Below are 26,555 nucleotides of genomic sequence, written 5' to 3'. Positions count from 1 at the left end.
AATCCTATTATAAGCGCTTTTTTAATCTCTAGAAAACGACGTTAATCAAAATATGCGTAGTTTTTCAGTGCCCTCCTTACCAGGGCATCCTTTTTTTCTAAATCAAAAAAACAAACAAATTAAATCTTTGCAAAGATATTAGTGTAATACTTCTTACCTGTTGTAGCATTCTCTCTTATTGCTAACCCAAAATGAGTAAAATCACCTTCTATATTTTTTTTATGTCCTGGGCTCGCTAACCAAGCCTTTAATGCTTCTGCTGGAGTTCTATAATTATAAGCTATATTTTCTCCTACTCTCTTAGCTCCTAGATTAGTAACAATATCTTCAGCTCTAGCTTCAAAATCATCATGATTCACTACATTATTTAAAATCATGTAATTATCATGAACCTCTGATTTACAACTGATATAGTTAATTTTTTCTAAGGCATTCAATCCTACACTTACTCGATATTCATTGATTAAGTCCATTGTTTCTAACTCTAAATCACTATATGTATACTGAGCATCTACCATAGCTTTTGTATCAACTGTGTTTAATTCTGATCCATCTGATGAACAAGAGTTCATTGTTAAAACTAGTGATCCAATTAACAATGTTTGAAGTATAAATCTTTTCATAATCTAGTAGTTTAAGTTTAAAGTAGGATGTGGGGCAAACTTCTTTAATAGGTTGTGCTATTTGTTTTAATTTCTTTGACAAACATACATACTTTGACGATTAAATACACAATAAAATCGATGAAATGCATTATTTTAAATATTATTTAAGTTTATTCTTATATAAACAACTATTTGTCTTCCCGATTTTAAATAAGTAAAAAAGACTTAAAATCAACTAGCGTAAAAAAATCACTGTAGTAAAACGGATAGAGCGCATTAACGTTAAACCCTAATACCTTTATTTTTGGTAAATATTTAAGTCTAACTTCAATAGTTTTAAATCATCTATAGCTCCTGTTTTTAGGATGAATATGAAAAACGATTAATTTTTGTAAGCGTAATTGAATCAATACTTAAACCGCATTTATTAAACAAGTCAATGGTTTCAAGTTCAAGAGTGTTATAAGCCTAATTAACCATTGTACTCAATTTTGATAAGTAGGTACCTTCATTTTAAAAATCCTACGCATCGCAGAACAAGAAGGTACTTGTCACTACTACTGCAATAAATACTGCAGGACTAAGCGTTTTTTTATTCTTATATTGGTCGGTTTACATTTAAAGTAGATTGGGTGGTAAACTTCTTTAATAGTGTACAATATCTGTTTTTTATTTTTCATCCTTAAATATTTCAGCGTTAAATAACAGTATTTTATCGATTAAATGTATTTTTATATAATAAATTTAAATAAAATCGTACAATTTTCAAACTGAAAGCAGATTATTTATATATCATCCTCTTTTTTTCTAATGAATCAATAGTCAAAAATGTTAATCGTCGCATGTTGACTATTATTAATCTATACAAAACAGATTCCATTTGCGATAATAAACCTATTTGATAGATAAATAACGTTTTTATAAAAATTAACAAGTTTATTCTGTATAAAAATATAATAGACATAAAAAAACCTTTGATTCACTATTTTGAAGTAGTGCATCAAAGGTTATTGTTATTTAAAAAAATTTAAATCTTTGCAAAGATATTAGTGTAATACTTCTTACCTGTTGTAGCATTCTCTCTGATTGCTAATCCAAAATGAGTAAAATCACCTTCTATATTTTTTTTATGTCCTGGACTAGCTAACCAAGCCTTTACCGCATCTCCTGCTGTTCTGTAATTGTATGCTATATTTTCTCCTACTCTCTTAGCTCCTAGCTTAGTAACAATATCTTCTGATCGAGCTTCAAAATCATCATGATTTACAACATTATTAACAATCATGTAATGATCATGCACTTCAGATTTACCTGATATATAATTGATTTTTTCTAAAGCATTCAATCCAACACTTACTCTATACTCATTAATTAATGCCATTGTTTCTAACTCTAAATCACTATACGCATATGGAACATCTACCATAACTTTAGCATCAACTGTGTTTAATTCTGCTCCATCTGATGAACATGAGCTCATTGTTAATACTAATGATCCAATTAACAATGTTTGAAGTATAAATCTTTTCATAAAATAGTAGTTTAAGTTTAAAGTAGCATGTGGGGCAAACTTCTTTAATAATATGTGATATTTGTTTTTATTTCTTTGACAAACATACATACTTCAACGATAAAATACACAATAAAATCGACAAAATGCACTATTTTATTTTTTAAATAAGTTTTAACTTATATTAAGGCGATAATCTTTCAATTTTCCATGAATAATCTGCTTGGCTAGAATAACGAATTCTATCATGTAGTCTATTGGGTCTTCCTTGCCAAAATTCAACTTCAACAGGAACTATCAAAAATCCTCCCCAATGGGCAGGTCTTGGAATCACCATACTATCATATTGGGTTTCGAGATCTTTTAAATTATTTTCGAGAAAAGCTCTTGACGGAATCACTTCGCTCTGATTAGAAACAATAGCCCCTAGCTTACTGCCCTCTGGTCTTGAATCAAAATAATTATCCGAAACAATAGCCGTTGTCTTTTGCGCTATTCCCTTGATGATTACTTGACGCTCTAAACCGTGCCAGAAAAAAGAAAGACATACATTTGGATTATTAATGATCGCTTTTCCTTTCTCAGAGTTATAATTGGTATAAAAAACAAAACCTTCCTCGGAAAATTTTTTAAGCAAGACTACTCTAGATTTTGGAAATCCATCTAGCCCTACCGTCGAAACTGTCATTGCATTTACCTCTTCGCCGCTATCAAACTCTTCTACCTCATGAAACCATCTGTTAAATAAATTAATGGGATCCTCAGGAATATTTGATTCTAATAATTCACTTTTTTCGTATGATTTTCTATAATTGCTTAAATCATTCATCTCTTATAACTTTAAAATTTATAAACTAAAAAATATTTTGTTGCCTTAAAAATGTAACTACCCCAACTCTAAAATTCAAATGAAAGTCCATCATCCCCTAAAATAACGTTCGGAAAAATCGTTTCGGCTTCTTCCTTAAACAACCTAATACTGTCATATCTAGTTGAATAATGTCCTAATATCAATTGTTTTACATTTGCTTTAAGCGCGATTGTAGCGGCTTGTTTAGCTGTGGAATGCATTGTTTTAAGGGCTAAATCACTTTCTGATTCTAGAAAAGTACTTTCGTGATACAATACATCTGCATTTTCGATTAGTGGAACAATCGTTTCGTTAAAAATAGTATCCGAACAAAAAGCGTAGCTTTTAGGCTGTACAGGATCAATGGTCAGCAGGTGATTTTCAATCAGTCGGCCATCATCTAGCAAGACATCTTTTCCGTTTTTAATATTTTGATAATAACATTTTTCGATTTCAAAACGAGTTACTGCTCCTATATTCAGTTTTCTTGAATCAGGCTTTTCTTGAAACAAATAACCATTTGTGTACACACGATGTTTTAAAGGAATTGTTTTCACAACTACTTTGTCATCTTCATAAATGATAGCGCTCTCTTTTGATGCTAGTTCGTGAAAATGCAGATTATAATTAGTCCACGAACTAGTCAATTTGAGCTGCATCATTATCAATTCCTTAATTCCTACTGGGCCATAAATACTCAAATCTGTTGTACGACCCAATAACGTAAAGGTAGAAATGAGTCCAATTAATCCAAAAACATGATCACCATGTAAATGAGAAATAAAGATATGATTGATCTTTGAGAATTTAATCTTGTTTTTACGAAGCTGTACTTGGGTCCCTTCGCCACAATCGATAAGAAATATACGATTTCTAATTTCTAAAATTTGTGCGGTAGGATTTGTAAAAGTCCGTGGTGTTGCAGCATAGCAACCTAGTATGGTTAGATTCATTTTTTGTAGTCGTTTGCATGACCTATAAAAGATAGCAGCACTGTTTTATACCAATGAACCTTTGAAAATAAGGCAAACATTGCCAATTGTTGTGGCATGCAATACAATTATAAGTTCTAAAAGCCCAAATCTCTTTCGATTTCTTCCATTTCAATAATATCATGCGCTTCTAATAAAGAAGGAACGACAGTTAACTGTTCTGGAATTGCATTGTAATCAAAGTCGGCAACTACAATTACAAACGATTTCTTGGCTTTTTTATGTTGTTTTGATAAAGGCATAAGCTGTTTTATATCACTTATTGTCAAATCATTATGCGCTAATAGATCGATAACGATATTATCTTTTTCAAATGTTTTGTATTGATGCGTTACTTTCATTAAAAATGAAGTAAAATCACCTTGCGTATCTTTGATTATAACAGAATGTTTTTTTTGATCGACTTTCATAAGCTTACATTTTCAAGATTAATTATTTGCTGCAGTTTTGCTTTTTTCTAAATTATTGAATTTTTGAAGCCAAAAGATAAATAACTGCCATACGAATGGCTACCCCGTTTTCTACTTGGTTTAAAATAACTGATTGTTGTGAGTCAGCGACATCCGATGTAATCTCTACTCCTCTATTGATAGGGCCTGGATGCATAATTACAATTTCTTTGTTTAAAGAATCTAGTAACGTTTTGTCTAAACCATATTGTTGCGCATACTCTCTGGTTGATGGAAAAAAATTGACATCCATACGCTCATTTTGAACACGTAGCATATTAGCCACATCACACCATTCTAGTGCTTTACGTAAGTTAGGTTCAACCGTAACTCCCAATGATTCAATATGCCTTGGTATTAAAGTTTTAGGTCCGCAAACCTTAACTTCGGCACCTTGCATTTGCAAAGCATATATGTTAGAAAGTGCTACTCTTGAATGCAAAATATCACCTACAATTACTACTTTTTTACCTCCTACATCACCTAGTTTTTCTCTAATAGAGTAACTATCTAGTAAAGCTTGTGTAGGATGTTCGTGGGCTCCATCACCTGCATTTACAATACTTGCTTTTACATTTTTTGATAAAAAATAAGCCGCTCCTGGATTAGAATGTCTCATCACCACCATATCGACCTTCATCGATAAAATATTATTGACAGTATCAATCAGCGTTTCTCCTTTTTTGACCGAAGACTGTGCTGCCGAAAAACTTATCACATCAGCCGATAATCTTTTTTGAGCTAGTTCGAATGACAATTTAGTACGGGTACTGTTTTCGAAAAAAATGTTGGCAATGGTAATATCTCGTAAAGAAGGCACTTTTTTAATAGGTCGATTAATTACTTCTTTAAAATGATCGGCTGTTTCAAAAATAAGGTCAATATCGTTCTTGTTGATGTATTTGATCCCTAATAAATGATTTACGCTTAATTCTTTCATTCTGTTACGATTATATTATTTTTCGACTTAATTGTTTGAAGCTTTTGTTTTATCGTTTAATTAGTGATCAAATAGACGCCATCTTCATCGTCATTCTCTTTCCAATTAACTTTTACTTTTTCACCATTAATGGCATCTACTTGTCTTCCTCTATAATCAGGTTGAATGGGTAAATTGCGACTAAAACGTCTATCTATCAAGACTAGTAATTCAATTTCTGATGGTCTCCCAAAGGATTGAATAGCTGTCAAAGCAGCACGAATACTTCTTCCGGTGAATAGTACATCGTCAATAAAAATAACTTTTTTATTTTCGACTATAAAATTGATCTTAGTTTTGTTGGCTTCCAATGGTTTATCTGTTCTACGAAAATCATCTCTAAAAAAAGTGATGTCAAGATACCCTAATTGAATTTCAGGAGTTTGATATTCGTTTTCTAACATTTCTTTTAAACGTTCGGCCAGAAAAGTACCTCTAGGCTGAATTCCCACTAAAATGGTGTCTTTAAAATCGAGATGTTTTTCAATGAGCTGACAAGCCAAACGATGCAGAATGATATTGACTTCTTTGGAATTGAGTAAAACTTTTTGAGTCATGGTAAGGTATTATGTTTGGTTGTGCAAATATACAAATTCAAATTTATGAATTATTATTTATATGTGTCGAATGTGGGCTGGCAATTGTAAAATTAATTGCGAAAAAACACCCTTTATTGAACTGCTATTACTTTAAAATTATTTTTTTTTACTACAACAGACTTTACGTTTATTTATTTGCCAAAAAAAAGCTTCTAAAATAAATTCTAGAAGCTTTTTTTAATTGTTTTTATCTAATAAATTAAGAATACATCTTCACTCTTAATTCTTGTATTTTTTCATCGTCTAAGTATTCGTCAAAAGTCATATAGCTATCAATTGCTCCCTTTGGCGTCAACTCCACTACTCTATTCCCCACAGTTTGTGCAAACTCATGATCATGAGTGGTAAAAATAACGGAACCTTTAAAGTTTTTCAACGAGTTATTGAATGCGGTAATCGACTCTAAATCCAAGTGGTTTGTAGGCTCATCAATCATCAATACATTTCCTCTTTCCATCATCATTCGAGACAACATACAACGTACTTTTTCTCCTCCTGATAATACTCTACACGTTTTCAAAGCTTCCTCACCAGAGAAAATCATTTTACCTAGAAAACTACGAATATTAACCTCATCACGCTCTTCCTCTGTTTTTACCCATTGACGCAACCAGTCTACTAATGACAAATCACTTTCAAAAAAAGAATGATTCTCAACTGGTAAATACGCTTGATTTGTGGTTACACCCCAATCAAAAATACCTTCATCAGCTGTTTTATTTCTGTTTAAAATTTCGTAAAAAGCGGTTGTTGCTCTCGAATCTTTCGAGAAAAGAACAATTTTGTCCCCTTTGGCCATATTTAAATCTACGCCTTTGAACAAGATTTCTCCATCAATGGAAGCGCTTAATCCTTGAACATTTAATATTTGATCTCCTGCTTCGCGCTCTTGATCAAAAATAATTGCTGGATAACGACGGCTAGATGGTTTAATCTCAGATATATTTAATTTAGAGATCATTTTTTTACGAGAAGTCGCTTGTTTTGACTTGGCAACATTCGCTGAGAAACGACGAATAAATTCTTCTAATTCTTGTTTCTTTTCTTCGGCTTTCTTGTTTTGCTGTGCACGTTGCTTAGCCGCTAATTGACTAGACTCGTACCAGAATGTATAATTTCCTGAATAATGGTTAATTTTACTAAAATCAATATCAGATATATGCGTACAAACTGAATCTAAAAAGTGTCTATCGTGCGAAACTACAATTACAGTATTTTCATAATTTGCAAGGAAATTTTCTAACCAAGCGATGGTTTCAAAATCCAAGTCATTGGTAGGCTCATCCATAATAAGCAAATCTGGATTTCCAAAAAGGGCTTGCGCCAAAAGCACACGTACCTTAATTTTTCCCTCAAGATCTCCCATCAATGTATAATGATGCTCCTCTGTAATTCCCAGATTGGACAACATTGATGCCGCATCCGAATCAGCGTTCCAACCGTTCATTTCTTCAAATTGAACTTGCAACTCCCCTATTCTATCTGCATTTTTATCGTTATAATCCAGATAAAGTTCGTCCATTTCTTTCTTAACTTTATACAATACCTTGTTCCCCATGATTACGGTTTCCAATACGGTATGCTCATCAAACATATTGTGGTTTTGGTTTAAAACCGACATACGTTTTCCTGGCTCTAAATGGATGTGTCCAGAAGTAGGATCCATTTCGCCTGAAATTATTTTAAGAAAGGTTGATTTTCCAGCACCATTAGCTCCGATAACTCCATAAATATTACCATGTGTGAAAGTGGTATTTACTTCGTCGAATAAAATTCGTTTGCCAAATTGAACTGATAAATTATTAACTGTTAACATAAATGTTTTTTATAAAAATTTTTGCAAAAGTACAAAAATTAACTGATTTTTTACTTTATAAAAAGACAATTTAATGAATAGAACTAAACTAAAACGAATCGAATTTGTCAAAAAAAAATCCTGACAAAAAAATGCCAGGACTAAAGTAGTATCTTCAAACTAAACCATTACCAAATTATAGAAAACTACTATTTATTTATACTATTTTTTTCAGACTGTTGTAAACAGCCAACTCAACATCGGCTGAATTACGAACCCTTAATTGTTCTAGTAACACTTTTAAATCAGCTGTGCTTATCGTTTGTTTTTTGTCAAAACGCAATAAGAATTGTGCTGACAAATCACTTAAGCTTTTAGACAAAGGCAATAACGGTTGAACAAGTGGCGCGTTTTCGCATAAGCGAACAAGCTCCGTATGCATTGCAATCCATTTTTCAAAAAAGAACCTCAACCTTTTTTGATTTTCAATACTGTTGTCTTTTAAATAGTTAGTAACTACTGCATCAAATGCAATTGCATCCGAAGCATCTGAACTACAAGCATCGGCAAACAAACTAAGCGGTGAAAACATAAAATATTTTTTTCCTCCACCATTTCTAGTGTAATTCTTTAGTGGTTCACATACATTCGAAAAATCATTCACTGCCACGGTACTTTGGTTATTACTGATGTTTCTTAAAATGACTTCTTTGTTTCTAATATGCGTAATTCCCAACTCTTCAAGTCTAAAGGAAACCGTATTTAACCTTTTGCGTAAGCTAACCATATCAGTCACACTTTCGTCTGACCATAAACGTTCTGCAATTGCGGCAGTTCTTGGCCAAATTCTCGAATCAATATTCAATGGTGTTACAAGTTCGCTCCACATCGCCGCTTCGCCTCCTAATATTCTAGATTTTTCCTCTGGAGTTAAAACACTGTTTTTAGGAATAGGATCATTTTTATAGTGACTTTCTAATGATAGCATTAAATCAATGTAATATCCATTGGACAAAACTGTTTTGTAGCCGTTTTTAGCCGCCGAAATTAACGAACCACCAGAAGCTTGTCCTTCATTAGTCCCTCTCCATGCATGAATAATAGCGTCTTTGGTCATGTCCTTGGTCATTATTTCCTCCCAACCCATTAAATTCTTCCCGTGTTTTTTTAACATTGGAACTAGTTGCATATTAAAATACGTTTGCAAATCATGATTATTAGTCAAACCTTTACTTTTCATAAAAGCCTGAATCTCGGGATTAGCATTCCATTCCTTACCGTTATTCTCATCGCCACCTATATGGAAATATTGAGAAGTAAACAAAGGACAAACTTCATCAAAAATGGCACTTAATACTTGATAGGTTTTAGGGTTTGTAGGATCTAATGTCGAATTAAAAATCCCAGATCTTCGCTCTACAGCATAAGATCCAAGACCATTATCAACTTTACTTCCTATTTCAGGAAAAACAGAGAGTATCGCTGATGCATGTCCAGGAACATCGATTTCAGGAATAACTAGTATCCCTCTATCATCGGCATATTTTACAATTCCCTTGATTTCTTCTTGCGTATAATAATTCCCATCCGAAGCTAATTCATGTAGCTTGGAGAAGTTTTTCATTTCGATTCGCCATCCTTGATCATCGACTAAATGCCAATGAAAAACATTCATCTTCATCGCGGCCATCGCATCAAGATTTCTCTTAATTACATCGACAGGTTGGAAGTGCCTAGCCGCATCAATCATCAAACCACGCCAAGTAAAACGAGGTGCATCTGTAATGGTAACGGCTGGGAAATAAAATGATGTTCCGTTATTTTGAAGCAACTGTAATAGGGTTTCCAAACCGTGAAGCGCTCCAAGGTCAGAGTTGGCGGTAAGTATAATTTTATTGGTTTCAACCAAAAGTTGATACCCTTCGTCCTCATTAAGCGCTACAGCGCCAGATTGTTTACAGTTAATTTGCAATTGCGCTTCAGGAACTTCATTTATTTTGGTCAAAAAGTCTTGAGTGAAAAACAAACCTGTTCTTCCATCCAATCGTCGCAAAAATCGGGTTGCTCCTATGAAAATTCGACCATTTGGATTCCCTGTAATATTCACTTTGAAATTTTTGCTTAAAGCAAAAGTTCCTGTGTTGATATCAATCTTTTGTGGCCAAGGCATTAGATCAAGCTGCTCCTTTGTAATTTGAGCATTCGATGTAAAAACAGAAAACAGTAACAATAGTATGGTTTTTCTATACATTTTAATTTCAATTTTATGAAGCAAGGGAATTAATCAAAAACTTCCTTGCACCTTTATTTGTAAATCGTTTTATATTTTTAGTGTTATACTTTGATATAGATTTTCTTTTTATGTAAAACATAACCCACTAACAAGCAAATAAGCATAATTGAAATGGCAAATAATAATGATCCTATGTAATTACCTATGCCTTGGTAAAAGGTTTGAAAAACCCATTGGTACAAGCTTATTTCTCCCATCTTAAAAAATAACAAGGCAATCACTAGCAGCTCAGAAAAGATGTAGATAAACAAAGGGTTCCTACCGAATATCAAAAACATTTTTGTCCACTTAGTTTGATTCAAAAAATCAATAAAATAAATAACAATTGCCAAAAGCATTAAATCAAGTCCTATGGTTAATGATACAAAAGAACTAGTCCATAACTTTTTATTAATAGGAAAAACAAAATCCCAAAAATAAGCAACTAACACTAAAGAACTTCCTACCATCATCATCTTCAATAATAGTTCGTAGGTATTTCTTTTTTCTTGAATAAATTTCCCTGTTAAATAGCCCGCAATAACATTAGTAACAGCAGGCAAAGTACCTAATAGCCCTTCGGGATCAAATGCTACTCCTTCGCCTTGATACAGATGATGATCTCCTACCAGCCATTTATCAATAAAGTAACCCAAATTAGTCTGCAGTCCAAAAGGATCATGCGCATCTCCAAAATAAGCCATTAAAAACCAATATGCTAACAGCAATACTACTCCAGTTTTAACTATTGTTTTTGTTGTACAATAATAAATTAGTAATGCTGCGATTCCATAACTGAGTGCGATGCGTTGCAACACGCCAAAAACTCTGGTATGGTCAAACGGAATGAGTACCAACTCATTTACCTCATTAAGCTTACAAAAGGGAACCCAACTTAATAGAAAACCTATGATAAAAATAACAATTGTTCGCTTTGCTATTTTTCTCAACACAATACTTTGTGGTATGTTATTCCATTTTTTAAGTACAAAACTAATTGAATTTCCTACTGCGAATAAAAAAGAAGGAAAAACCAAATCTGTAGGAGTAAATCCGTTCCATCGCGCATGAAGCAATGGAGCGAAAGTACTATTGTAACTACCCGGTGAATTAACAATGATCATAAAGCAAACTGTAATACCACGAAAGACATCTAAAGCTGTAAACCGATTTTGTGTGAGTGTCATGTTTCTTTTATTGTTAAAGAATTAAGGATGCTTTTTACAAAAAGAATACTTTTAATAATCAAAACGCTTAAAAGCTTCAATTGCTTCATACTCCGCAAGACCTAAATCATCGTATAATTTTGCTGTGTTTTTATTGCGATCCTCAGCTCTTACCCAAAATTCTCTGGAATCGTTTCCTTGAAACATTACACGGTCTTTTTGGGACTGATGGTACAATATTGCATGTCTTTTAATCATAACCTCGTCTGGACTCAACGGTACAGCCATATCAATTTCGTGAATATCCCACTCATGCCAGGCTCCTCTATACAGCCATAGCCAACAATCATTCATGTATGACTCTGATTTCAATTGCCCCATAGCGGCAAAAATAGCGTTCAAGCACACTTCATGCGTACCATGCGGGTCAGCAAGATCTCCGGCTGCAAAAACTTGATGCGGTTTTATTTTGGCAATAATTTCTTTCACAATTGCAATATCTTCTAGACCTAAAGGTTTCTTTTTAATAACTCCCGTTTCATAGAAAGGTAAATCAAGAAAGTGCGTATTTTCATCCTTTAACCCAATATAACGTGTAGCCGCATACGATTCACGACGTCTGATCAAGCCTTTTAATTTTCTAACCTCTAGTGAATCCGCTTGATTTTCTTTTTTACTATTTATAAACTCAATAATCGACTTAAAATTAATATCAGCTTGCTTAACGCCAATAAAATCATTGCATACCTCAGCAAATTTTAAAGCTTCGTCATCTGTAACAGCAATATTTCCCGAAGTTTGATACACTACATGTACATCATGCCCTTGTTTTATTAATTTAGAAAATGTTCCTCCCATTGAAATCACATCATCATCAGGATGCGGACTAAAAAGGATTACTCTTTTTTGAGCAGGATTAGCACGTTCTGGTCTATTGGAATCATCTGTATTAGGTTTTCCTCCTGGCCATCCTGTAATCGTGTGCTGTAAAACATTAAACATGTTAATATTTAAATCGTATGCAGAACCTTCTAGCGCAAGAAGGTCCGACATACCATTGTTGTTGTAATCTCTATCTGTTAACTTTAGGATAGATTGTTTTGTACTTTGACACAACCAAACGATCGCTTTGCTTTTTAATTCTTGTGTCCATATACATTCTCCCACCAACCACGGCGTTTTAAAACGTGTTAACTCTGATGCGGCTGATTGATCTAGTACAAACGTGGTATTTGTATGATTTTGTAAAAAAGTAGCGGGAATATCCGGACTTATATCGCCTTGAATCGTACGTTTTACAATATCTGCTTTATTTTGGCCCCAGGCCATTAATACAATTCTTTTAGATCTAAGAATAGTAGAAACCCCCATGGTAATCGCTCGTTTAGGAACGTTATCAATTCCATTAAAATCTGATGAAGCATCAACTTTAGTAATATGATCTAAGGTTATTATTCGAGTACCCGAATTAATATGAGAACCCGGTTCATTAAATCCTACATGTCCGGTGCGCCCAATTCCTAGTAATTGAAAGTCTAGACCACCAGCGTTTTTAATATTCATTTCATAATCAATACAATACTGATTCAAATCATCAATAGAAACAGTTCCATCTGGGATGTTAATGTTTTCGGGCTTTATATCAATATGATCAAACAAATGTTGATGCATAAAATAATGGTAACTCTGATTGTTTTCTTTTTTCATTGGATAATATTCATCCAAATTGAAAGTAATCACATTATGAAAGCTTAGTCCGTCCTCTTTATGCATTCTTACCAACTCCTCGTATACTTTTATAGGCGAGGAACCTGTAGCTAAACCCAGAACACATGCTTTCTTTTTTTCTTGCTTAGTTCTAATCAATTGAGCAATCTCTTGAGCAACAACAATAGAAGCCTCTACAGAGCTTTTAAAAATTTCATTGTGAATTTTTTCAAATCTAGTTTCTTCAAACTTTCCTACACTTTTGTAGCTAATATCAGGTTTCATTTCTAAGGCACTTTTCATTTTTACACGGTTTTATTGTATTCTAAATCTGTACAGCAATGCATATTATAAAAAGGTATAAGTTAAGCAATTACTTATACCCTTTTATGTTATTATTATTTTATTCTAAAAATTTCCACCAAGGGTATCCCACCAAAGTCGGGTTCCTCCAGTATCAGCACCTCCCAGTTTAGCTAGCCCAGTTGCTACACCACCAGCATTTCCATCTTTCTCCGATTGAACAAAATTGACTCTTCGAACACCAAGATTAGAATCTATTTTTCCTCCACTAGTATTTTTAAGTACTGGCAAAAGCTTTGGATAACCTGTTCTTCTATAATCAGACCAAGCTTCTTGTCCTTCAGGAAAACCTGCAATCCATTTTTGAGTAATTATCTTTTGAAGCTTTACTTCATTTGTAGCTACTGCATTCCAAGCAACGGTTACATTATTTAAAGCTACTCCATTGTTTGCAGGGAAATTAGGATCTACATATGCTTTAGCAGTTTTTACGTTATCAGCAATATAAGCTGCTGCTCCCGAAACGGCATGTTGGCCAAAAGAACTTGTAATTCCAGACTCATACAAACCTTGATCGTCTCCGCCCATATTCCATCCTCTAAGTGCACCTTCGGATCTTAAAAAATAGACTTCGGCTGTGGTCATCAAAACCATTTCTTTCGAACGAACAACACCACCTATACCTGAAAAATCAACATGATCAGCTTTGGCTGCTATTTCAATACCAGAACGAACACCTTTATATTGCCCTGGAAATTGTACCGAAGTATCAAAAAACGCTGCTAGTCTTGGATCATTGTATCCTCCCATGATCGATTCCATATCTGCTGACATACGTACATCTCCCCATGCTCCACTAATGGTTGCGATAGGATTTGTGTACACTGGTGATACTACTTTAAACAAATCACTATTGGTGGTAAACACCCCAAATTTATGAGCAATTGCTTTTTCGGCTTCTGTCTTAGCCAAAGTTGGATTTTTCTTTACAATTCGCATCGCTAAACGCAAACGTAAGGAATTGGCAAACTTTACCCATTGCTTATAATCTCCTTTGTAACTAGAAAGATCCGTAGTTGCAAAACTTGAAACTTCATTAGCATCTACTCTCTTAGTTAACTCAGCTACTGCAATATCTAATTCCTTAAACATTAAGTTATACACTTCCTCCTGAGAGTCGTAAGCAATGATAGGATCTGTAGTTCCAAACTTAGAATACACAATAGGACCATAAGTATCCGTAACTCTATGCATTCCTTCCACTTTTATAATCAAAGACAAAGCATAAAACTGATCGTATTTCCCTTTGGCTTTTTGCTCTATTTCATACGCATTAGACATTACGTCTCCGTATGCAGCACCCCAAGCAAATCCATTCCAACCATCAACTAAATCATAAGTCGTATTATTAGTTCCTCCTCTAAAAGCAGTTCCTGTAGCCATATAACCCGACCAAATATCTGCTTGTAATCCTTGTTGTACTTGGTATTTCCACTCTGGAGTAAGCACTAAAATATTATTAAGCATAGGACCAAACAATCCTTTAATATGATTAAAATCTTGTTCTAATAATTGCGTTGTAATCCCGTTTGGATTTGTATTTATTTCTTCAAAATTATCTGTACAACTTACTGCTGCGAGTAATGAAACACAAATAGCTGTTCTTTTTATAGTATTTAATTTCATGATTTTTTAATTAGAAAGTTACATTTAAATTAAGACCGATACTTCTAGTTGATGGCATTCCGAAAACGTCAACACCTTGCAAACCTTCTCCTGTACTTAATGAAATATTTGGATCAAAAGGAGCGTCTTTGTAGATAAAACCTAAGTTCCTAGCAATTAAAGACAAACTTGCTGCTTGTAAAAAAGGTAGCTTTTTAGTATTAAAACTATACCCAATTGCTATTTCTCTTAAACTAATATTAGTAGCATTATAAATGTATTCTCCAGTTGCACCTGCTCTACCTCCAGTTTGCTTATAGTAGCTTTCTGTTGGATATTTCCCTGCATAAGCAGTACCATCGGGATACACGGCATTAATTTCTACTCCACCAGCGTTTCTTGCATCACCTGTAACTTTCGAAACACCAAACTCATCCATTACAGCTTGTGTTAAACTCATTACATTTCCACCAAATCGTGCATCAACTAATACATTTGCAAAGAAAGAACCATATTTAAATGAGTTTGAAAAACCCAACATAAAATCAGGATTAGAATTCCCTATTTCTTCAAAACCTGTTTTTTGAATGGTACCATCCGCATTTAATAATACGCGTCCTTGCCCATCTTTCTTGATATTAACTCCTTCGATAACTCCGAAAGGTCTTCCTTCTACCAAGGCATATCTGTAATTATTAACTCCTGCCTCGGTTAAGTTGATTCGACCTCCTAATTCAGATGGTATTTCTTTAACAACATTGGTGTTTTTTGAAAAGTTTAAAGTGGTATCCCAAGAAAAAGAATCTGATTTTACAATTTTACCTGTCAACACAACTTCTACTCCTTGGTTTTGAATACTACCGGCGTTAAAACCATAGTTGATGTAACCAAATGGGTTTGTAGGAGGCGCAGGAACTTGTAAGTATTGATTTTTAGTTACTGATTTGTAATAAGAAATCTCAAAACCTAAGCGGCTGTCAAACATTCTCCATTCCGTTCCAATTTCAAATTCCGACTTTAATTCTGGTTTTAAAGATTCCCCAGGTCTTGGTCCTACTAATGGTTTTTTGAAACCCTCAGCAGTATAGCTATTTGTTGGTGAGGTTACAAAAGAGAAAACATCATTACCAACTTGCGCAAACGTAGCACGTACTTTTCCAAAATTAATAAATTCTGGTAATGTAGTCATTTCGCTAATAATTGCCGTTACCCCCACAGATGGATAAAAGAAACCTGAGTTATTAGTATTCACTAAAGTTGACGACCAATCATTTCTACCAGCAAGATCTAAAAACAATTTATCTTTGTATCCAAAAGTAGTAGCTGCAAAAACAGATTGTACTTCTCTAGAAGAACCTAAGGTTTGTAAGTTTCCTGAGTTGTTTACAAAATTCCCAAGTGTAAAGTAATTAGCTAATAGAAGTCCTGCTCCAATACCTGAATCAAGTGTCGTTGCTTGATTCCCTATTGTATTAGTAATACTTGTACCAATGTTAGCATTAAAACTAATATCCCCATTCAAATCAGTATTGATTGTAGCAATTAAATCCGCATAACGTTGCGTACTTAATGTATTCACATTGATATATCTACCATTTGTATGTGATAAAGTTCCTTGAGTAGTAGCATATATTTTTTTATCAAAACTACTCTCAGCTCTGTTATAACTGTAGCGTGACGCTATAGACAACCAATTATTTGCTTTATAATCTAATGCAATCGATCCGTTGAAAAATTGATTCGTATCTTCTGATTTATTTCTATTAATTCCCCAATATGGATTTTGCAAAATATCTCTATTTGTCATCCAGTTTTGAGCCATTAAATTTCTTCCAACGTTAAAAACTTCAAAATTATTTTTGTAAGCTTCAAAATCATTCCCTCTTGGCATAAGGTACACTCCTGTTAAAGGATTAAAATAAAGTCCACTCACCGGTCTATTATTTACTTTTTGGGAAGTATAATTAGCATTTGCAGCAACATTTAATTTATCATCAAAAAACTTAGCCGTTTGACGAATTCCAAAGTTGTTTTTCTTTAAACCGGTCCCTGGAATAACTCCTGATCCAGTAGTATTGGCATACGATAAACTGGTTGATGAAGCCTCAGTCGCTGATGAAAACGCCAACGATGTAATTTGCGTATGTCCTGTTTGAAAGAAATCCTTAACATGATCATTAGAAGTTCCTTTTGCTCCCCAAGTTTCTTCTCCACCGGTAACAGCAACGTAATCAGTTTGGAATTTTGGTAAATAAGACGCACTCTCAAAAGTAGTTACTGATGATGCTTTCAAATTTGATTTTCCTTCTTTGGCCTTTTTAGTCGAAAGTAAAATTACTCCATTTGCACCTTGACTACCGTATAATACCGAAGCAGCCGCCCCTTTTAGTACAGTCATACCATCATAATCATCGGGATTAATTAAAGATACTACATCTCCCCCATCACGGTTACCTCCTGCGGTGTCTCCAAAAGCATTATTAGGTTGGCCAGATGTACCATTAAACAAAGGAATTCCATCAATCACATACAATGGTTGGTTGTTACTTACCGATGAATTACCACGAATTACTACTTTAGTTGACCCTCCAGTACCTCCTGCACTTTTAGTAACCGCAACTCCAGATATCTTTCCTGCAATCGTGTTGATAATATTGGCATCTTTTACTCTTGTTAACTCTTCGGCTTTTAACTCTTGGGCCGAATAAGTTAAGGACTTCCTAGTTTTCTTAATACCCAATGAAGTAACAATAACCTCATTTAAAGCATTAGAACTTGCTTCTTTTAATTTTACAGCAATTGTCCTAGCATCTCCTATTGTAACTTCTAAGGTTTCAAACCCCAAATAAGAGATCAATATTACATTTCCTTTTTTTGCTTCTATCGAAAATTTACCATCTAAATCGGTAATACTTCCTTTAGACTCTCCTAATACAACTATGGATGCGCCTGGTAACGGCATCCCAGATGCATCTGCAACTGAACCTTTGATGATTTTAGACTGAGCAAGCGTAACTTGTGCAGTAAAAACCATCATAAAGATTAAAATAATTTGTTTCATGTTTAAAAGTTTTTGTTAGTTATGGGGTAAATGTATCAGGAAGGAACTGGTAAAAAAAATAAATTAAACCAACGGTTCTTTTTTTTAAACGAACGACATTATTTTGTCTATAACCCGTTTTTGGTCGAATCAACAAAATATTATTTTAATATTATTTTATTAAAAATTCAGGTTTTTATGCAAAATAAAGAGCCCTATATTAAAAAAAATCACTAAAGTTGCATCTTTTAATCTCATGTCCATTTTTTTATAAATTAAACTATTGCTGCTTTGGGTAAAATAAAAGATGTTAAATTCGATTTAAAACTTCAAAATCATTTCTGGTTTTGGGGCATTTACTTTGTCTCTAATTTTTTAAGATGGGGTGCTTATTTTAATGATTATGAATACTCCTTTAAATCCAATTTAATTGAATTTGCATTACACATTCCTTTAGTGTACTTAAATCTCTTTTTTCTAATACCTCGATATGTAATTAAATCAAAATACTTGCACTATACTTTTGCCTTATTACTGAGTGTATTTCTAGTCTATCTATTAAAAACGGGGCTCACTTATTACCTTATTTCCGAAAATATTTGGCCTGAAGCCAACCGCGAATACAAACCGTTTGACACCAATCATATTATCGCAGTTTGTATAGGCGAATTATATGTCGTAGCTATGGCATCTTCAATTTACCTTACCTTAACCTGGCTGAAAGAAAGGGATCGTAATAAAGCATTGCGAGAGGAACAATTTAAGATCAAATTAAAGTATCTCAAAAATCAAATTCAACCCCATTTTTTCTTTAACACTTTAAATAATCTATACGCATTATCTTTAGAATCATCAGATAAAGTGCCCGATGTTATTATAAAACTCTCTAAACTCATGGAGTATGTATTATACGACATCGAAGGAAAAACTTATGTGCCATTGATTAAGGAAATTGAATACATTCAAAATTATATAGAAATAGAAAAACTGCGATTTGAAACTGTCCATGTATCTTTTGATATTGAATCTAACATTGATGAAATTAACGTACCTCCTTTGTTATTTATCAGTCTGGTAGAAAATGCGTTTAAACACGGCGGGATCAGTAACCCTAATTTGGTCATTAAAATTAACTGCAAAACCATCAATGATTCTTTACTAGAGTTCGAAATTATAAATAACTTTATACAAAAACCAAATCTGACAATTAGAACCGGAATAGGATTAAAAAATACAAAAAAAAGATTGAAATTACTGTACCACAACAAATTTAGCCTACAACATAAAATTAAATTCTATTATTATGTAGTAAGCTTGCAAATCCCCCTCAATCATGAAAATTAAATGTATCATAATTGATGACGAACCATTAGCTATTAAAGTTTTACTAAACTATTTTAAAAACTTTCCCGATTTTGAAGTAGTGGCAACATTTACAACCTCGCTTGAAGCTTTGCATTATATCAATAAGACTACTGTTGAGGTTGTTTTTTTGGATATAAAAATGCCTATAATGACTGGTTTTGAACTCATTAAATTAATCGAGCACGATGTAAAACCACGAGTTGTTATCACAACTGCATACAGAGAATTTGCCGCCGAAAGTTACGACTTGGATGTATTGGACTATCTAGTAAAACCTATACCTATCATCCGATTTATAAAGTGCATTAGTAAAATATCGACGGAAATCAGTGTTAAAAACAATATCAAAATAGAACCTTTTAGGGTGGAACCGCATATCTTTATTAAAGTAGATAAAAAAATGGTAAAACTGATTATCGATGAAATTTTATTTATTGAAGGAATGAAGGAATATATTAAAGTAGTTACCAATGATAAAACTTATATCACTCACAAATCCTTAAGCTCTTTGACTGATGAGCTACCAATAGACCAATTTTTGAGAGTTCATAAGTCTTACTGTATCGCTCTAAACAAAATAAAATTCATTGAAGGCAACCGTATTCAAATACAATCATTCACCATCCCTATAGGCCGTAATTACAGTAAAGAAGTAAAAAACAGAATCCTTGAGTAAATGCTGAAACCCAATCATACCAATTAAATTCGCTTTACTTGAAAAATAATCATTATTATTTAACAAAAAGTGATTATTATACAATTATAATAATATTTATGCAAAATTGTTTTTTTTTGATTTGCTTAACAAATATATTTACGCTCTTGAAAACTAAAAACAAATTACTAAAAAAACTAATCCAACACAATTATGAGCTCAGAAAATGTACAAACCAAATGGGGGCAATTTATCTCACTGATAATCGTCTTCTTCTTTTGGGGATTTGTTGGTTCGGCCAACGACATCTTAATACCTGTCTTTAAAAAAGTATTTACTTTATCTCAAGTACAATCACAACTTGTTGCTTGGGCTTTTTATGTAGCCTACTTTGTAGGATCTATTATCTTTTTCTTAATATCACTTAAAGTAGACGTATTACAAAAATTTGGATACAAAAAAACCCTGTCAGCAGGATTATTGTTATCTGCTATTGGTTCGTTTTTATTCGTTCCTGCAGCAACAATGCAAAGTTTTCCTTTTTTCTTGACCGCCTTATTTACGGTAGGTCTTGGATTTTCTATTCAGCAAATTGTAGCTAACCCACTTGCTATTAAAATGGGAAGTGCTTCTACTGGAGCACACCGTTTAACACTAGCTGGAGGAATTAACTCTTTCGGAACCACGATTGGTGCTATTTTATTAGGAATCGCATTGTTCGGAATGGGAGACAATAAGAAAACATCTCTTTCATTAGAAGATATCAAATTGCCTTTTATCATTTTAGGAATAGCCTTTGTACTTGTGGCTATTTTTATGAATTTTTCTAAAATCGAAAACCCGGCAAAAATCGAAAAAGAAGCAGTCGTAACTAGTACTGAAAAATTCAATATTTTAGATTACCCTCAGCTATACCTTGGAATGCTAGCTATCTTTATTTATGTAGGTACTGAGGTAACCATTATCAGTAATTTACCTGCTTTATTACATACAGCTGAGTTTGGTAGTATTCTAGAAGATGCTATTTCGCCTTTTATTGCGCTATACTGGGGAAGTTTAATGATTGGTCGTTGGAATGGTGGTGTAAATGTATTTAACACTTCAAACCTTGTCAACACTGCACTCAAATTTATCGTTCCTGCTCTTGCATTTGGAGTAATTATAGGCGCTAACTTATTTGCTCAGCATGATGTTTCATCATTTTACATCTACCCAATCTGGATCTTACTCTTTATTGCAGTAAGTTTTGTAGGTGGTAAAAATGCTGGTAAAACTTTAATGCTTTTTGGAGTTTCTGGTTTAGTAATGATGTTAGCTGGACTGATTTGTACTGATACTGAAATTGCAAAATTCTTCTTTATATCAGGTGGATTATTCCTATCTATTATGTGGCCATCTATTTTCGATTTAGCTATAGCCGGATTAGGAAAAAACACGGGAAAAGCATCTTCTTTCTTAATTATGATGATTCTTGGAGGTGGTGTTATTCCACTAGTCCAAGGAAGTATTTGTGATTATGACTTAACACATCCTAATGGAATATTTGGTGTCTCATGGACCCATTTCTCTTATGTTGTTCCTTTACTTGGTTTTGCTTACTTAGGATTTTACGGGTTTTATTGTCCTAAAATTTTAAAAAGACAAGGAATCAATCAAGTTGAAACCGAAGGTGGTGCACACTAATTTCAACTCCAAAAATCAAACTATTTTAATCCAAAAGAGTTTTAATTTTTAATTCAATAAATAAAGCCATCAAAAAACATATTTGATGGCTTTTTTTGGCACTAAAATTGAATTTGATTAACCAAATAAATACATTTGTTTAAATCGCTACTCATGAAAAAAACACTACTCTTATTCTTAACTGCCTTATTCATACTATCCTGTGGTGTCAAAAAAACACAAAGTTTACTGAGTGAAGGCGATTATGATGCTGCCATAGACCGCGCTGTTGAAGGGCTTCGTTCTAATAAAAACACTAAAGGAAAACAAGACTATGTATATCTTCTTGAAGAGGCTTTCGCCAAAGCTAAAGATCGAGACTTGCGTAATCTAGACTTACTTTCAAAGGATGGAAATCCTAGAAATTATGAAATCATTTACAACACTTACTTACAATTAAACAATCGTCAAGAAAAAATACGCCCTATCCTTCCATTACCCTTATTAAACAAAGGAAGAAACGCCTACTTTCCATTTGACAACTACAATACACAAATTATTTCTAGCAGAAACACCTTGTCTAAATATTTATACGATAATTCCAAGGCATTGATGCTTACAAACGACAAACAAATATTTAGAAGAGTGTATGACGATCTAAATTATTTGAATCAAATTAATCCCAATTACAAAGATGTTTTAAAGTTAATTGATGAAGCTCGCTTTAAGGGAACCGACTTTATATCTGTCTCATTACGTAACGAAACCAATATGGTTATCCCGTCTGCTTTACAAAACGATTTATTAGATTTTAGTACCTATGGTATGAATGACAAATGGACTGTTTATCATAATGAAAAACAAAAGGGTATCTATTACGATTATGGATTAATAATGAATTTTAGAGACATCAATATCTCACCTGAACAAATAAAAGAAAAGGAGTTTTACAACGAAAAACAGATAAAAGACGGACTTAAAACACTAGTGGACAACCGCGGAAATGTTGTCAAAGACAGTTTAGGAAACACCATTAAAGTTGATAACTTAAAAACAATCAAAATTCGTGTGTACGAATTCAATCAGTTTAAAGCGTGTCAAATAACTGCCAAAGTGGATTATGTAGATCTAAAAACCAATCAGCTATTAGAGTCATTCCCTATCTCTAGCGAATTTATCTTTGAAAACAGATACGCTACTTACAAAGGAGATAAAAGAGCCACTGATGTAGAATACTATAACTACTTTGATCGTAGACCGATCCCGTTTCCTACCAATGAACAAATGGTTTATCAAACCGGCGAAGACTTAAAAGCCAAATTGAAGTCGATTATCACCCAGAATGGTTTTCGCAATTAAGCACGCAATTCCACTATTCATAAAGCAAGCACTTTGAAATTAACAATCAAAGTGCTTTTTTAATAACATTTTACTAAAAAAATGTTAGAAATTAAAAAATACGATTAACGTATTAAAAATAAGTGTACTTTTGCAGCAATGAAACACACAAGATTAAATATAACATCTATCTCACGGATAAAAACCGCTAGTACTTTACCCGAAGTACGGACACTATCTCTATAGTGACCAATACTAGTTCGTTTTATATTAATCATTTTTCATTTTACCGTTTTGAAATCCCAACTGTTAAACATTGGATTATCATATCCTAAAAGCATTTTATTAAAACATTCCATAACTTTTATACCTAATTGTTATACAATCGATTATACATTTGTTTTTAGCTTTAAATTCATTAACTTTTGTTGCTCAAATTTGATTTACAGCTTATTTTTTAACTCAAAAATTCATCTTCTGAAATGAATATCTCCATTATTATAGCACAGGAAGAACATTTTAAGTACGCACAAGTTATTTGCGATACGATAGAATCGTCTGCCTTATTGAGAGGAACTGGAATTGCTAAGCGTACCCCTGAGTACATCCAAAAAAAGATGGAAAACAAGGATGCGGTCATTGCATTAGTCGATGGGACTTTTGCTGGTTTTTGTTATATAGAAAGCTGGCAAGACAGCAACTATGTAGCGCATTCAGGATTAATTGTACACCCTGATTATAGAAACCTTGGCTTAGCCAAAAAAATCAAATCAAAAGTATTTGAATATTCGTTAAAGAAATATCCAAATGCTAAAGTATTTGGAATCACAACTGGATTAGCAGTGATGAAAATCAACTCGGACTTAGGATACAAACCTGTTCCGTTTTCAGAGTTAACCACCGATCCTAGTTTCTGGAAAGGATGTCAAACTTGTACGAATTATGAAATTCTAAAAAGCAAAGATAATAAAATGTGTTTGTGTACCGGAATGTTATATGACCCAAAGGAGAAGCAAAAAATTCCACCAAAACACCCTTTCAATGTCCGGATTTGGAACCGATTAAAAAAAATAAAACAAGCCCTTTTTTTAGAAAACTAAAAAAAAATAAAAATTAAAACACAATCAGCTAAATAGCATCAAGCCATTTAGCCAATAATAGCATAAAAATGAAAAAAGTAGTATTAGCATATAGCGGAGGTTTAGACACATCATATTGTCTTAAATATTTAAAAAACGAAAAAGGATACGAAGTTCACACCGTATTAATCAATACAGGTGGTTTTGACGACGAAGAATTAACTGCAATTGAGGAAAGAGCCTACGAACTAGGAAGCGCACAACACGCTAACCTTACTATCGTAGACAAATATTACGACAAAGCCATTAAATATTTAATTTATGGTAATGTTTTAAAAAACAATACCTACCCTTTATCAGTAAGTGCAGAACGTGTTTTTCAAGCAATTGAAGCCATTAAATACGCGAAATCTGTAGGTGCCGAAGCGATCGCACACGGAAGCACAGGTGCAGGAAATGACCAAATTCGTTTTGATCTAATTTTCCAAACGATCGCTCCCGAAATCGAAATCATCACTCCTATTCGTGACTTGAAACTATCAAGACAAGAAGAGGTGGATTATTTATCAAAAAATGGCGTTCACTACTCTTGGGAAAAAGCACAATATTCAATCAATAAGGGACTTTGGGGAACTAGCGTAGGTGGTAAAGAAACCTTGACTTCACACCAAGCTTTACCTAGCGAAGCGTATCCATCGCAATTGACTAAAGAAGGCGAAGAAAAGGTGACTCTTGAATTCAAACAAGGGGAATTGGTTGCCGTAAATGGTAAAAAAGACAAACCTTCTAATAACATCGTTACTTTAGAAAAATTGGCTAATGCCTATGCTATCGGGAGAGATACACACGTAGGTGACACGATTATCGGAATCAAAGGAAGAGTTGGTTTTGAAGCTGCTGCCCCATTAATTATCATAAAAGCACATCATTTACTAGAGAAACATACACTAGGAAAATGGCAACAATACTGGAAAGAGCAACTAGGAAACTGGTACGGAATGCTTTTCCACGAAGGGCAATTTCTTGATCCTGTAATGCGTAACATCGAGGCGTTCCTTGAAGACACTCAAAAAACGGTAAACGGTACAGTGACTGTTGCCTTGAAACCGTATCATTTCTCATTGGACGGAATTGAATCTGATAATGATTTAATGACAAACAGTTTTGGTCAATATGGCGAAATGAACAACGCTTGGACATCAGATGATGCCAAAGGATTTATCAAGATTTTAGGTAACGCCCAAAACATCTTTTCAGCTGTAAATAATGAAACTTACGAATAAATAGGTTTTACCACAAAGCTCGCTAAGAAAGTGCAAGGCACACTAAGTTTTGTAAACTTTGTGCCTTCTTTGAGTTCTTCTTGGTTAAATTTAATTTACTATTTACATGATTCTTCTATAAAAAACAGAATAATCCAATAAATAGAACGCAAAACATTAAAATAAAAAATTATGATTAACATAGGAATAATAGGCGGCTCAGGATACACAGCAGGAGAATTAATTAGAATCCTAATGTTTCACCCTAATGCAAAGCTTGATTTTGTTTACAGTACCACAAATGCCGGAAAACCATTATCAGTAGCGCACCATGACCTAATGGGTGATATCGAAATGAACTTTACAGACACTGTAAACCCTAATGTTAATGTAGTTTTTCTTTGTTTAGGACATGGTAAATCGATATCATTCTTAAAAGAAAATCAGTTTGCTAGTCACACTAAAATTATCGATTTAGGAAACGATTTCCGTTTAACCAAAGACAAAGAATTTGAAGGTAAATCATTTGTTTATGGCTTACCCGAATTAAATAAAACCAACATTAAAAACGCCAATTATATTGCTAATCCCGGTTGTTTTGCAACAGCAATTCAATTGGCTTTATTGCCATTAGCATCACACAATTTGCTAACTACTGATGTGCACATCAACGCAACAACAGGAAGTACTGGTGCCGGAGTTAGCCCTTCAGAAACGACGCATTTCAGCTGGAGATCAAATAATATGTCGCATTACAAAGCTTTTGACCACCAACATTTAGGCGAAATAAACCAAAGCGTAAATCAGTTGCAAAATTCTTACAATGACGAAATAATCTTTGTTCCAAATAGAGGAGATTTTGCTAGAGGAATTTTTGCTACGTTATACACCACCGTAGAAGAAAGCGTGGAAGATTTGGTAGCCAAATATGAAGCCTATTACAAAGACCAACCATTTGTAACGGTAACAACTACAAATATTAATATGAAGCAAGTGGTACAAACGAACAAATGTATCATCAGTTTAATAAAAAAAGGAAACCGGGTTCTAATCACTTCAATAATTGATAATCTAGTGAAAGGAGCCTCTGGACAAGCTGTTCAAAATATGAACCTCATGTTCGGACTCGAGGAAACTACCGGGTTGCATTTGAAGCCATCAGGCTTCTAAATCCCCACCCCAGCCCTCCCCGAAGGGGAGGGAGACAGGACTTTATCAACGTTGACAATTATATTAGTTTTATTAACTAAGTAATAAAAAAA

The 26,555-nt window shown here is 33.6% G+C and carries 20 protein-coding genes; 7 read left to right on the top strand and 13 right to left on the bottom strand.

Translation table 11 applies throughout. The annotated features are described in order from the left end of the window. Nucleotides 1-119: 119 nt before the first annotated feature. From H8R24_RS09060 to H8R24_RS09000, 13 genes are all read right to left on the bottom strand, one after another. Nucleotides 120-623, bottom strand: coding sequence for a CAP domain-containing protein (locus H8R24_RS09060; protein ID WP_187018252.1), 504 nt, complete (start codon nucleotides 621-623; stop codon nucleotides 120-122). Nucleotides 624-1,632: 1,009 nt separating this feature from the next. Further along, nucleotides 1,633-2,136 (bottom strand): CAP domain-containing protein, encoded by a 504-nt coding sequence (locus H8R24_RS09055; protein ID WP_187018251.1) that lies wholly within the window; start codon nucleotides 2,134-2,136, stop codon nucleotides 1,633-1,635. A gap of 163 nt (nucleotides 2,137-2,299) precedes the next feature. Next, entirely contained in the window at nucleotides 2,300-2,944 is a 645-nt protein-coding gene (pdxH, locus tag H8R24_RS09050) for a pyridoxamine 5'-phosphate oxidase (RefSeq protein WP_187018250.1), read from the bottom strand. Nucleotides 2,945-3,012: 68 nt separating this feature from the next. After that, a complete protein-coding gene (locus tag H8R24_RS09045) occupies nucleotides 3,013-3,918 on the bottom strand; it encodes a ribonuclease Z (RefSeq protein ID WP_187018249.1) in 906 nt (301 codons plus the stop codon). A 116-nt stretch (nucleotides 3,919-4,034) separates the two neighbouring features. Next, on the bottom strand, nucleotides 4,035-4,367 hold the full coding sequence (locus tag H8R24_RS09040; protein WP_187018248.1) for a ribonuclease Z: 333 nt from the start codon (nucleotides 4,365-4,367) through the stop codon (nucleotides 4,035-4,037). Nucleotides 4,368-4,419: 52 nt separating this feature from the next. Beyond that, entirely contained in the window at nucleotides 4,420-5,346 is a 927-nt protein-coding gene (locus H8R24_RS09035) for an aspartate carbamoyltransferase catalytic subunit (protein WP_187018247.1), read from the bottom strand. A gap of 56 nt (nucleotides 5,347-5,402) precedes the next feature. Next, nucleotides 5,403-5,942, bottom strand: a complete 540-nt coding sequence (gene pyrR, locus H8R24_RS09030) for a bifunctional pyr operon transcriptional regulator/uracil phosphoribosyltransferase PyrR (RefSeq protein ID WP_187018246.1) — start codon at nucleotides 5,940-5,942, stop codon at nucleotides 5,403-5,405. Nucleotides 5,943-6,183: 241 nt separating this feature from the next. Then, nucleotides 6,184-7,800: an ABC-F family ATP-binding cassette domain-containing protein gene (locus H8R24_RS09025; RefSeq protein WP_187018245.1), complete on the bottom strand. Its 1,617-nt coding sequence runs from the start codon at nucleotides 7,798-7,800 to the stop codon at nucleotides 6,184-6,186. A gap of 196 nt (nucleotides 7,801-7,996) precedes the next feature. Beyond that, nucleotides 7,997-10,030: a beta-N-acetylhexosaminidase gene (locus H8R24_RS09020; RefSeq protein WP_225876790.1), complete on the bottom strand. Its 2,034-nt coding sequence runs from the start codon at nucleotides 10,028-10,030 to the stop codon at nucleotides 7,997-7,999. A gap of 83 nt (nucleotides 10,031-10,113) precedes the next feature. Beyond that, nucleotides 10,114-11,238 (bottom strand): acyltransferase family protein, encoded by a 1,125-nt coding sequence (locus tag H8R24_RS09015; RefSeq protein ID WP_187018244.1) that lies wholly within the window; start codon nucleotides 11,236-11,238, stop codon nucleotides 10,114-10,116. Nucleotides 11,239-11,289: 51 nt separating this feature from the next. Further along, nucleotides 11,290-13,227, bottom strand: a complete 1,938-nt coding sequence (gene nagB / locus H8R24_RS09010; RefSeq protein ID WP_187018243.1) for a glucosamine-6-phosphate deaminase — start codon at nucleotides 13,225-13,227, stop codon at nucleotides 11,290-11,292. Between the two features lie 105 nt (nucleotides 13,228-13,332). Continuing rightward, on the bottom strand, nucleotides 13,333-14,913 hold the full coding sequence (locus H8R24_RS09005) for a RagB/SusD family nutrient uptake outer membrane protein (protein WP_187018242.1): 1,581 nt from the start codon (nucleotides 14,911-14,913) through the stop codon (nucleotides 13,333-13,335). Nucleotides 14,914-14,923: 10 nt separating this feature from the next. Next, entirely contained in the window at nucleotides 14,924-17,953 is a 3,030-nt protein-coding gene (locus H8R24_RS09000; protein ID WP_187018241.1) for a SusC/RagA family TonB-linked outer membrane protein, read from the bottom strand. Between the two features lie 270 nt (nucleotides 17,954-18,223). On the opposite strand from H8R24_RS09000, the gene H8R24_RS08995 reads away from it, so the two are divergent. The 7 genes from H8R24_RS08995 (at nucleotide 18,224) to argC (ending at nucleotide 26,463) form a co-directional block, all read left to right on the top strand. Then, nucleotides 18,224-19,276, top strand: a complete 1,053-nt coding sequence (locus H8R24_RS08995; protein ID WP_187018240.1) for a sensor histidine kinase — start codon at nucleotides 18,224-18,226, stop codon at nucleotides 19,274-19,276. Beyond that, a complete protein-coding gene (locus tag H8R24_RS08990; protein WP_187018239.1) occupies nucleotides 19,266-19,973 on the top strand; it encodes a LytR/AlgR family response regulator transcription factor in 708 nt (235 codons plus the stop codon). Before H8R24_RS08995 ends, H8R24_RS08990 begins: the two co-directional genes overlap by 11 nt. Nucleotides 19,974-20,165: 192 nt before the next feature. Then, nucleotides 20,166-21,635 carry an MFS transporter gene (locus tag H8R24_RS08985; RefSeq protein WP_187018238.1) on the top strand — a complete coding sequence of 490 codons (1,470 nt, stop codon included), beginning with the start codon at nucleotides 20,166-20,168 and terminating at the stop codon, nucleotides 21,633-21,635. 153 nt (nucleotides 21,636-21,788) lie between these two features. Beyond that, on the top strand, nucleotides 21,789-22,973 hold the full coding sequence (locus H8R24_RS08980) for a hypothetical protein (RefSeq protein WP_187018237.1): 1,185 nt from the start codon (nucleotides 21,789-21,791) through the stop codon (nucleotides 22,971-22,973). 461 nt (nucleotides 22,974-23,434) lie between these two features. Further along, complete coding sequence (locus H8R24_RS08975) at nucleotides 23,435-24,052, top strand: GNAT family N-acetyltransferase (protein ID WP_187018236.1); 618 nt, start codon at nucleotides 23,435-23,437, stop codon at nucleotides 24,050-24,052. Between the two features lie 68 nt (nucleotides 24,053-24,120). Continuing rightward, on the top strand, nucleotides 24,121-25,314 hold the full coding sequence (locus H8R24_RS08970) for an argininosuccinate synthase (RefSeq protein WP_187018235.1): 1,194 nt from the start codon (nucleotides 24,121-24,123) through the stop codon (nucleotides 25,312-25,314). 171 nt (nucleotides 25,315-25,485) lie between these two features. Beyond that, the gene (argC, locus tag H8R24_RS08965) at nucleotides 25,486-26,463 is read left to right on the top strand and encodes an N-acetyl-gamma-glutamyl-phosphate reductase (RefSeq protein WP_187018234.1); all 978 of its coding nucleotides are present in this window, start codon (nucleotides 25,486-25,488) and stop codon (nucleotides 26,461-26,463) included. Nucleotides 26,464-26,555: the final 92 nt, after the last annotated feature.

The organism is Flavobacterium muglaense (assembly GCF_014305155.1).
Classification (GTDB): Bacteria; Bacteroidota; Bacteroidia; order Flavobacteriales; family Flavobacteriaceae; genus Flavobacterium; species Flavobacterium muglaense.
This window is presented reverse-complemented; position numbering and strand designations above follow the sequence as displayed.

Excerpts from the sequence above, each read along its gene's own strand:
- nagB (WP_187018243.1), bottom strand. The coding sequence starts at position 13,227 with ATGAAAAGTGCCTTAGAAATGAAACCTGATATTAGCTACAAAAGTGTA.
- H8R24_RS08970 (WP_187018235.1), top strand. The coding sequence starts at position 24,121 with ATGAAAAAAGTAGTATTAGCATATAGCGGAGGTTTAGACACATCATAT.
- pdxH (WP_187018250.1), bottom strand. The coding sequence starts at position 2,944 with ATGAATGATTTAAGCAATTATAGAAAATCATACGAAAAAAGTGAATTA.
- H8R24_RS08990 (WP_187018239.1), top strand. The coding sequence starts at position 19,266 with ATGAAAATTAAATGTATCATAATTGATGACGAACCATTAGCTATTAAA.
- H8R24_RS08975 (WP_187018236.1), top strand. The coding sequence starts at position 23,435 with ATGAATATCTCCATTATTATAGCACAGGAAGAACATTTTAAGTACGCA.
- H8R24_RS09045 (WP_187018249.1), bottom strand. The coding sequence starts at position 3,918 with ATGAATCTAACCATACTAGGTTGCTATGCTGCAACACCACGGACTTTT.
- H8R24_RS09035 (WP_187018247.1), bottom strand. The coding sequence starts at position 5,346 with ATGAAAGAATTAAGCGTAAATCATTTATTAGGGATCAAATACATCAAC.
- H8R24_RS09000 (WP_187018241.1), bottom strand. The coding sequence starts at position 17,953 with ATGAAACAAATTATTTTAATCTTTATGATGGTTTTTACTGCACAAGTT.
- argC (WP_187018234.1), top strand. The coding sequence starts at position 25,486 with ATGATTAACATAGGAATAATAGGCGGCTCAGGATACACAGCAGGAGAA.
- H8R24_RS09020 (WP_225876790.1), bottom strand. The coding sequence starts at position 10,030 with ATGTATAGAAAAACCATACTATTGTTACTGTTTTCTGTTTTTACATCG.
- H8R24_RS09015 (WP_187018244.1), bottom strand. The coding sequence starts at position 11,238 with ATGACACTCACACAAAATCGGTTTACAGCTTTAGATGTCTTTCGTGGT.
- H8R24_RS08980 (WP_187018237.1), top strand. The coding sequence starts at position 21,789 with ATGAAAAAAACACTACTCTTATTCTTAACTGCCTTATTCATACTATCC.
- H8R24_RS08985 (WP_187018238.1), top strand. The coding sequence starts at position 20,166 with ATGAGCTCAGAAAATGTACAAACCAAATGGGGGCAATTTATCTCACTG.
- H8R24_RS09025 (WP_187018245.1), bottom strand. The coding sequence starts at position 7,800 with ATGTTAACAGTTAATAATTTATCAGTTCAATTTGGCAAACGAATTTTA.
- pyrR (WP_187018246.1), bottom strand. The coding sequence starts at position 5,942 with ATGACTCAAAAAGTTTTACTCAATTCCAAAGAAGTCAATATCATTCTG.
- H8R24_RS09055 (WP_187018251.1), bottom strand. The coding sequence starts at position 2,136 with ATGAAAAGATTTATACTTCAAACATTGTTAATTGGATCATTAGTATTA.
- H8R24_RS09040 (WP_187018248.1), bottom strand. The coding sequence starts at position 4,367 with ATGAAAGTCGATCAAAAAAAACATTCTGTTATAATCAAAGATACGCAA.
- H8R24_RS09060 (WP_187018252.1), bottom strand. The coding sequence starts at position 623 with ATGAAAAGATTTATACTTCAAACATTGTTAATTGGATCACTAGTTTTA.
- H8R24_RS09005 (WP_187018242.1), bottom strand. The coding sequence starts at position 14,913 with ATGAAATTAAATACTATAAAAAGAACAGCTATTTGTGTTTCATTACTC.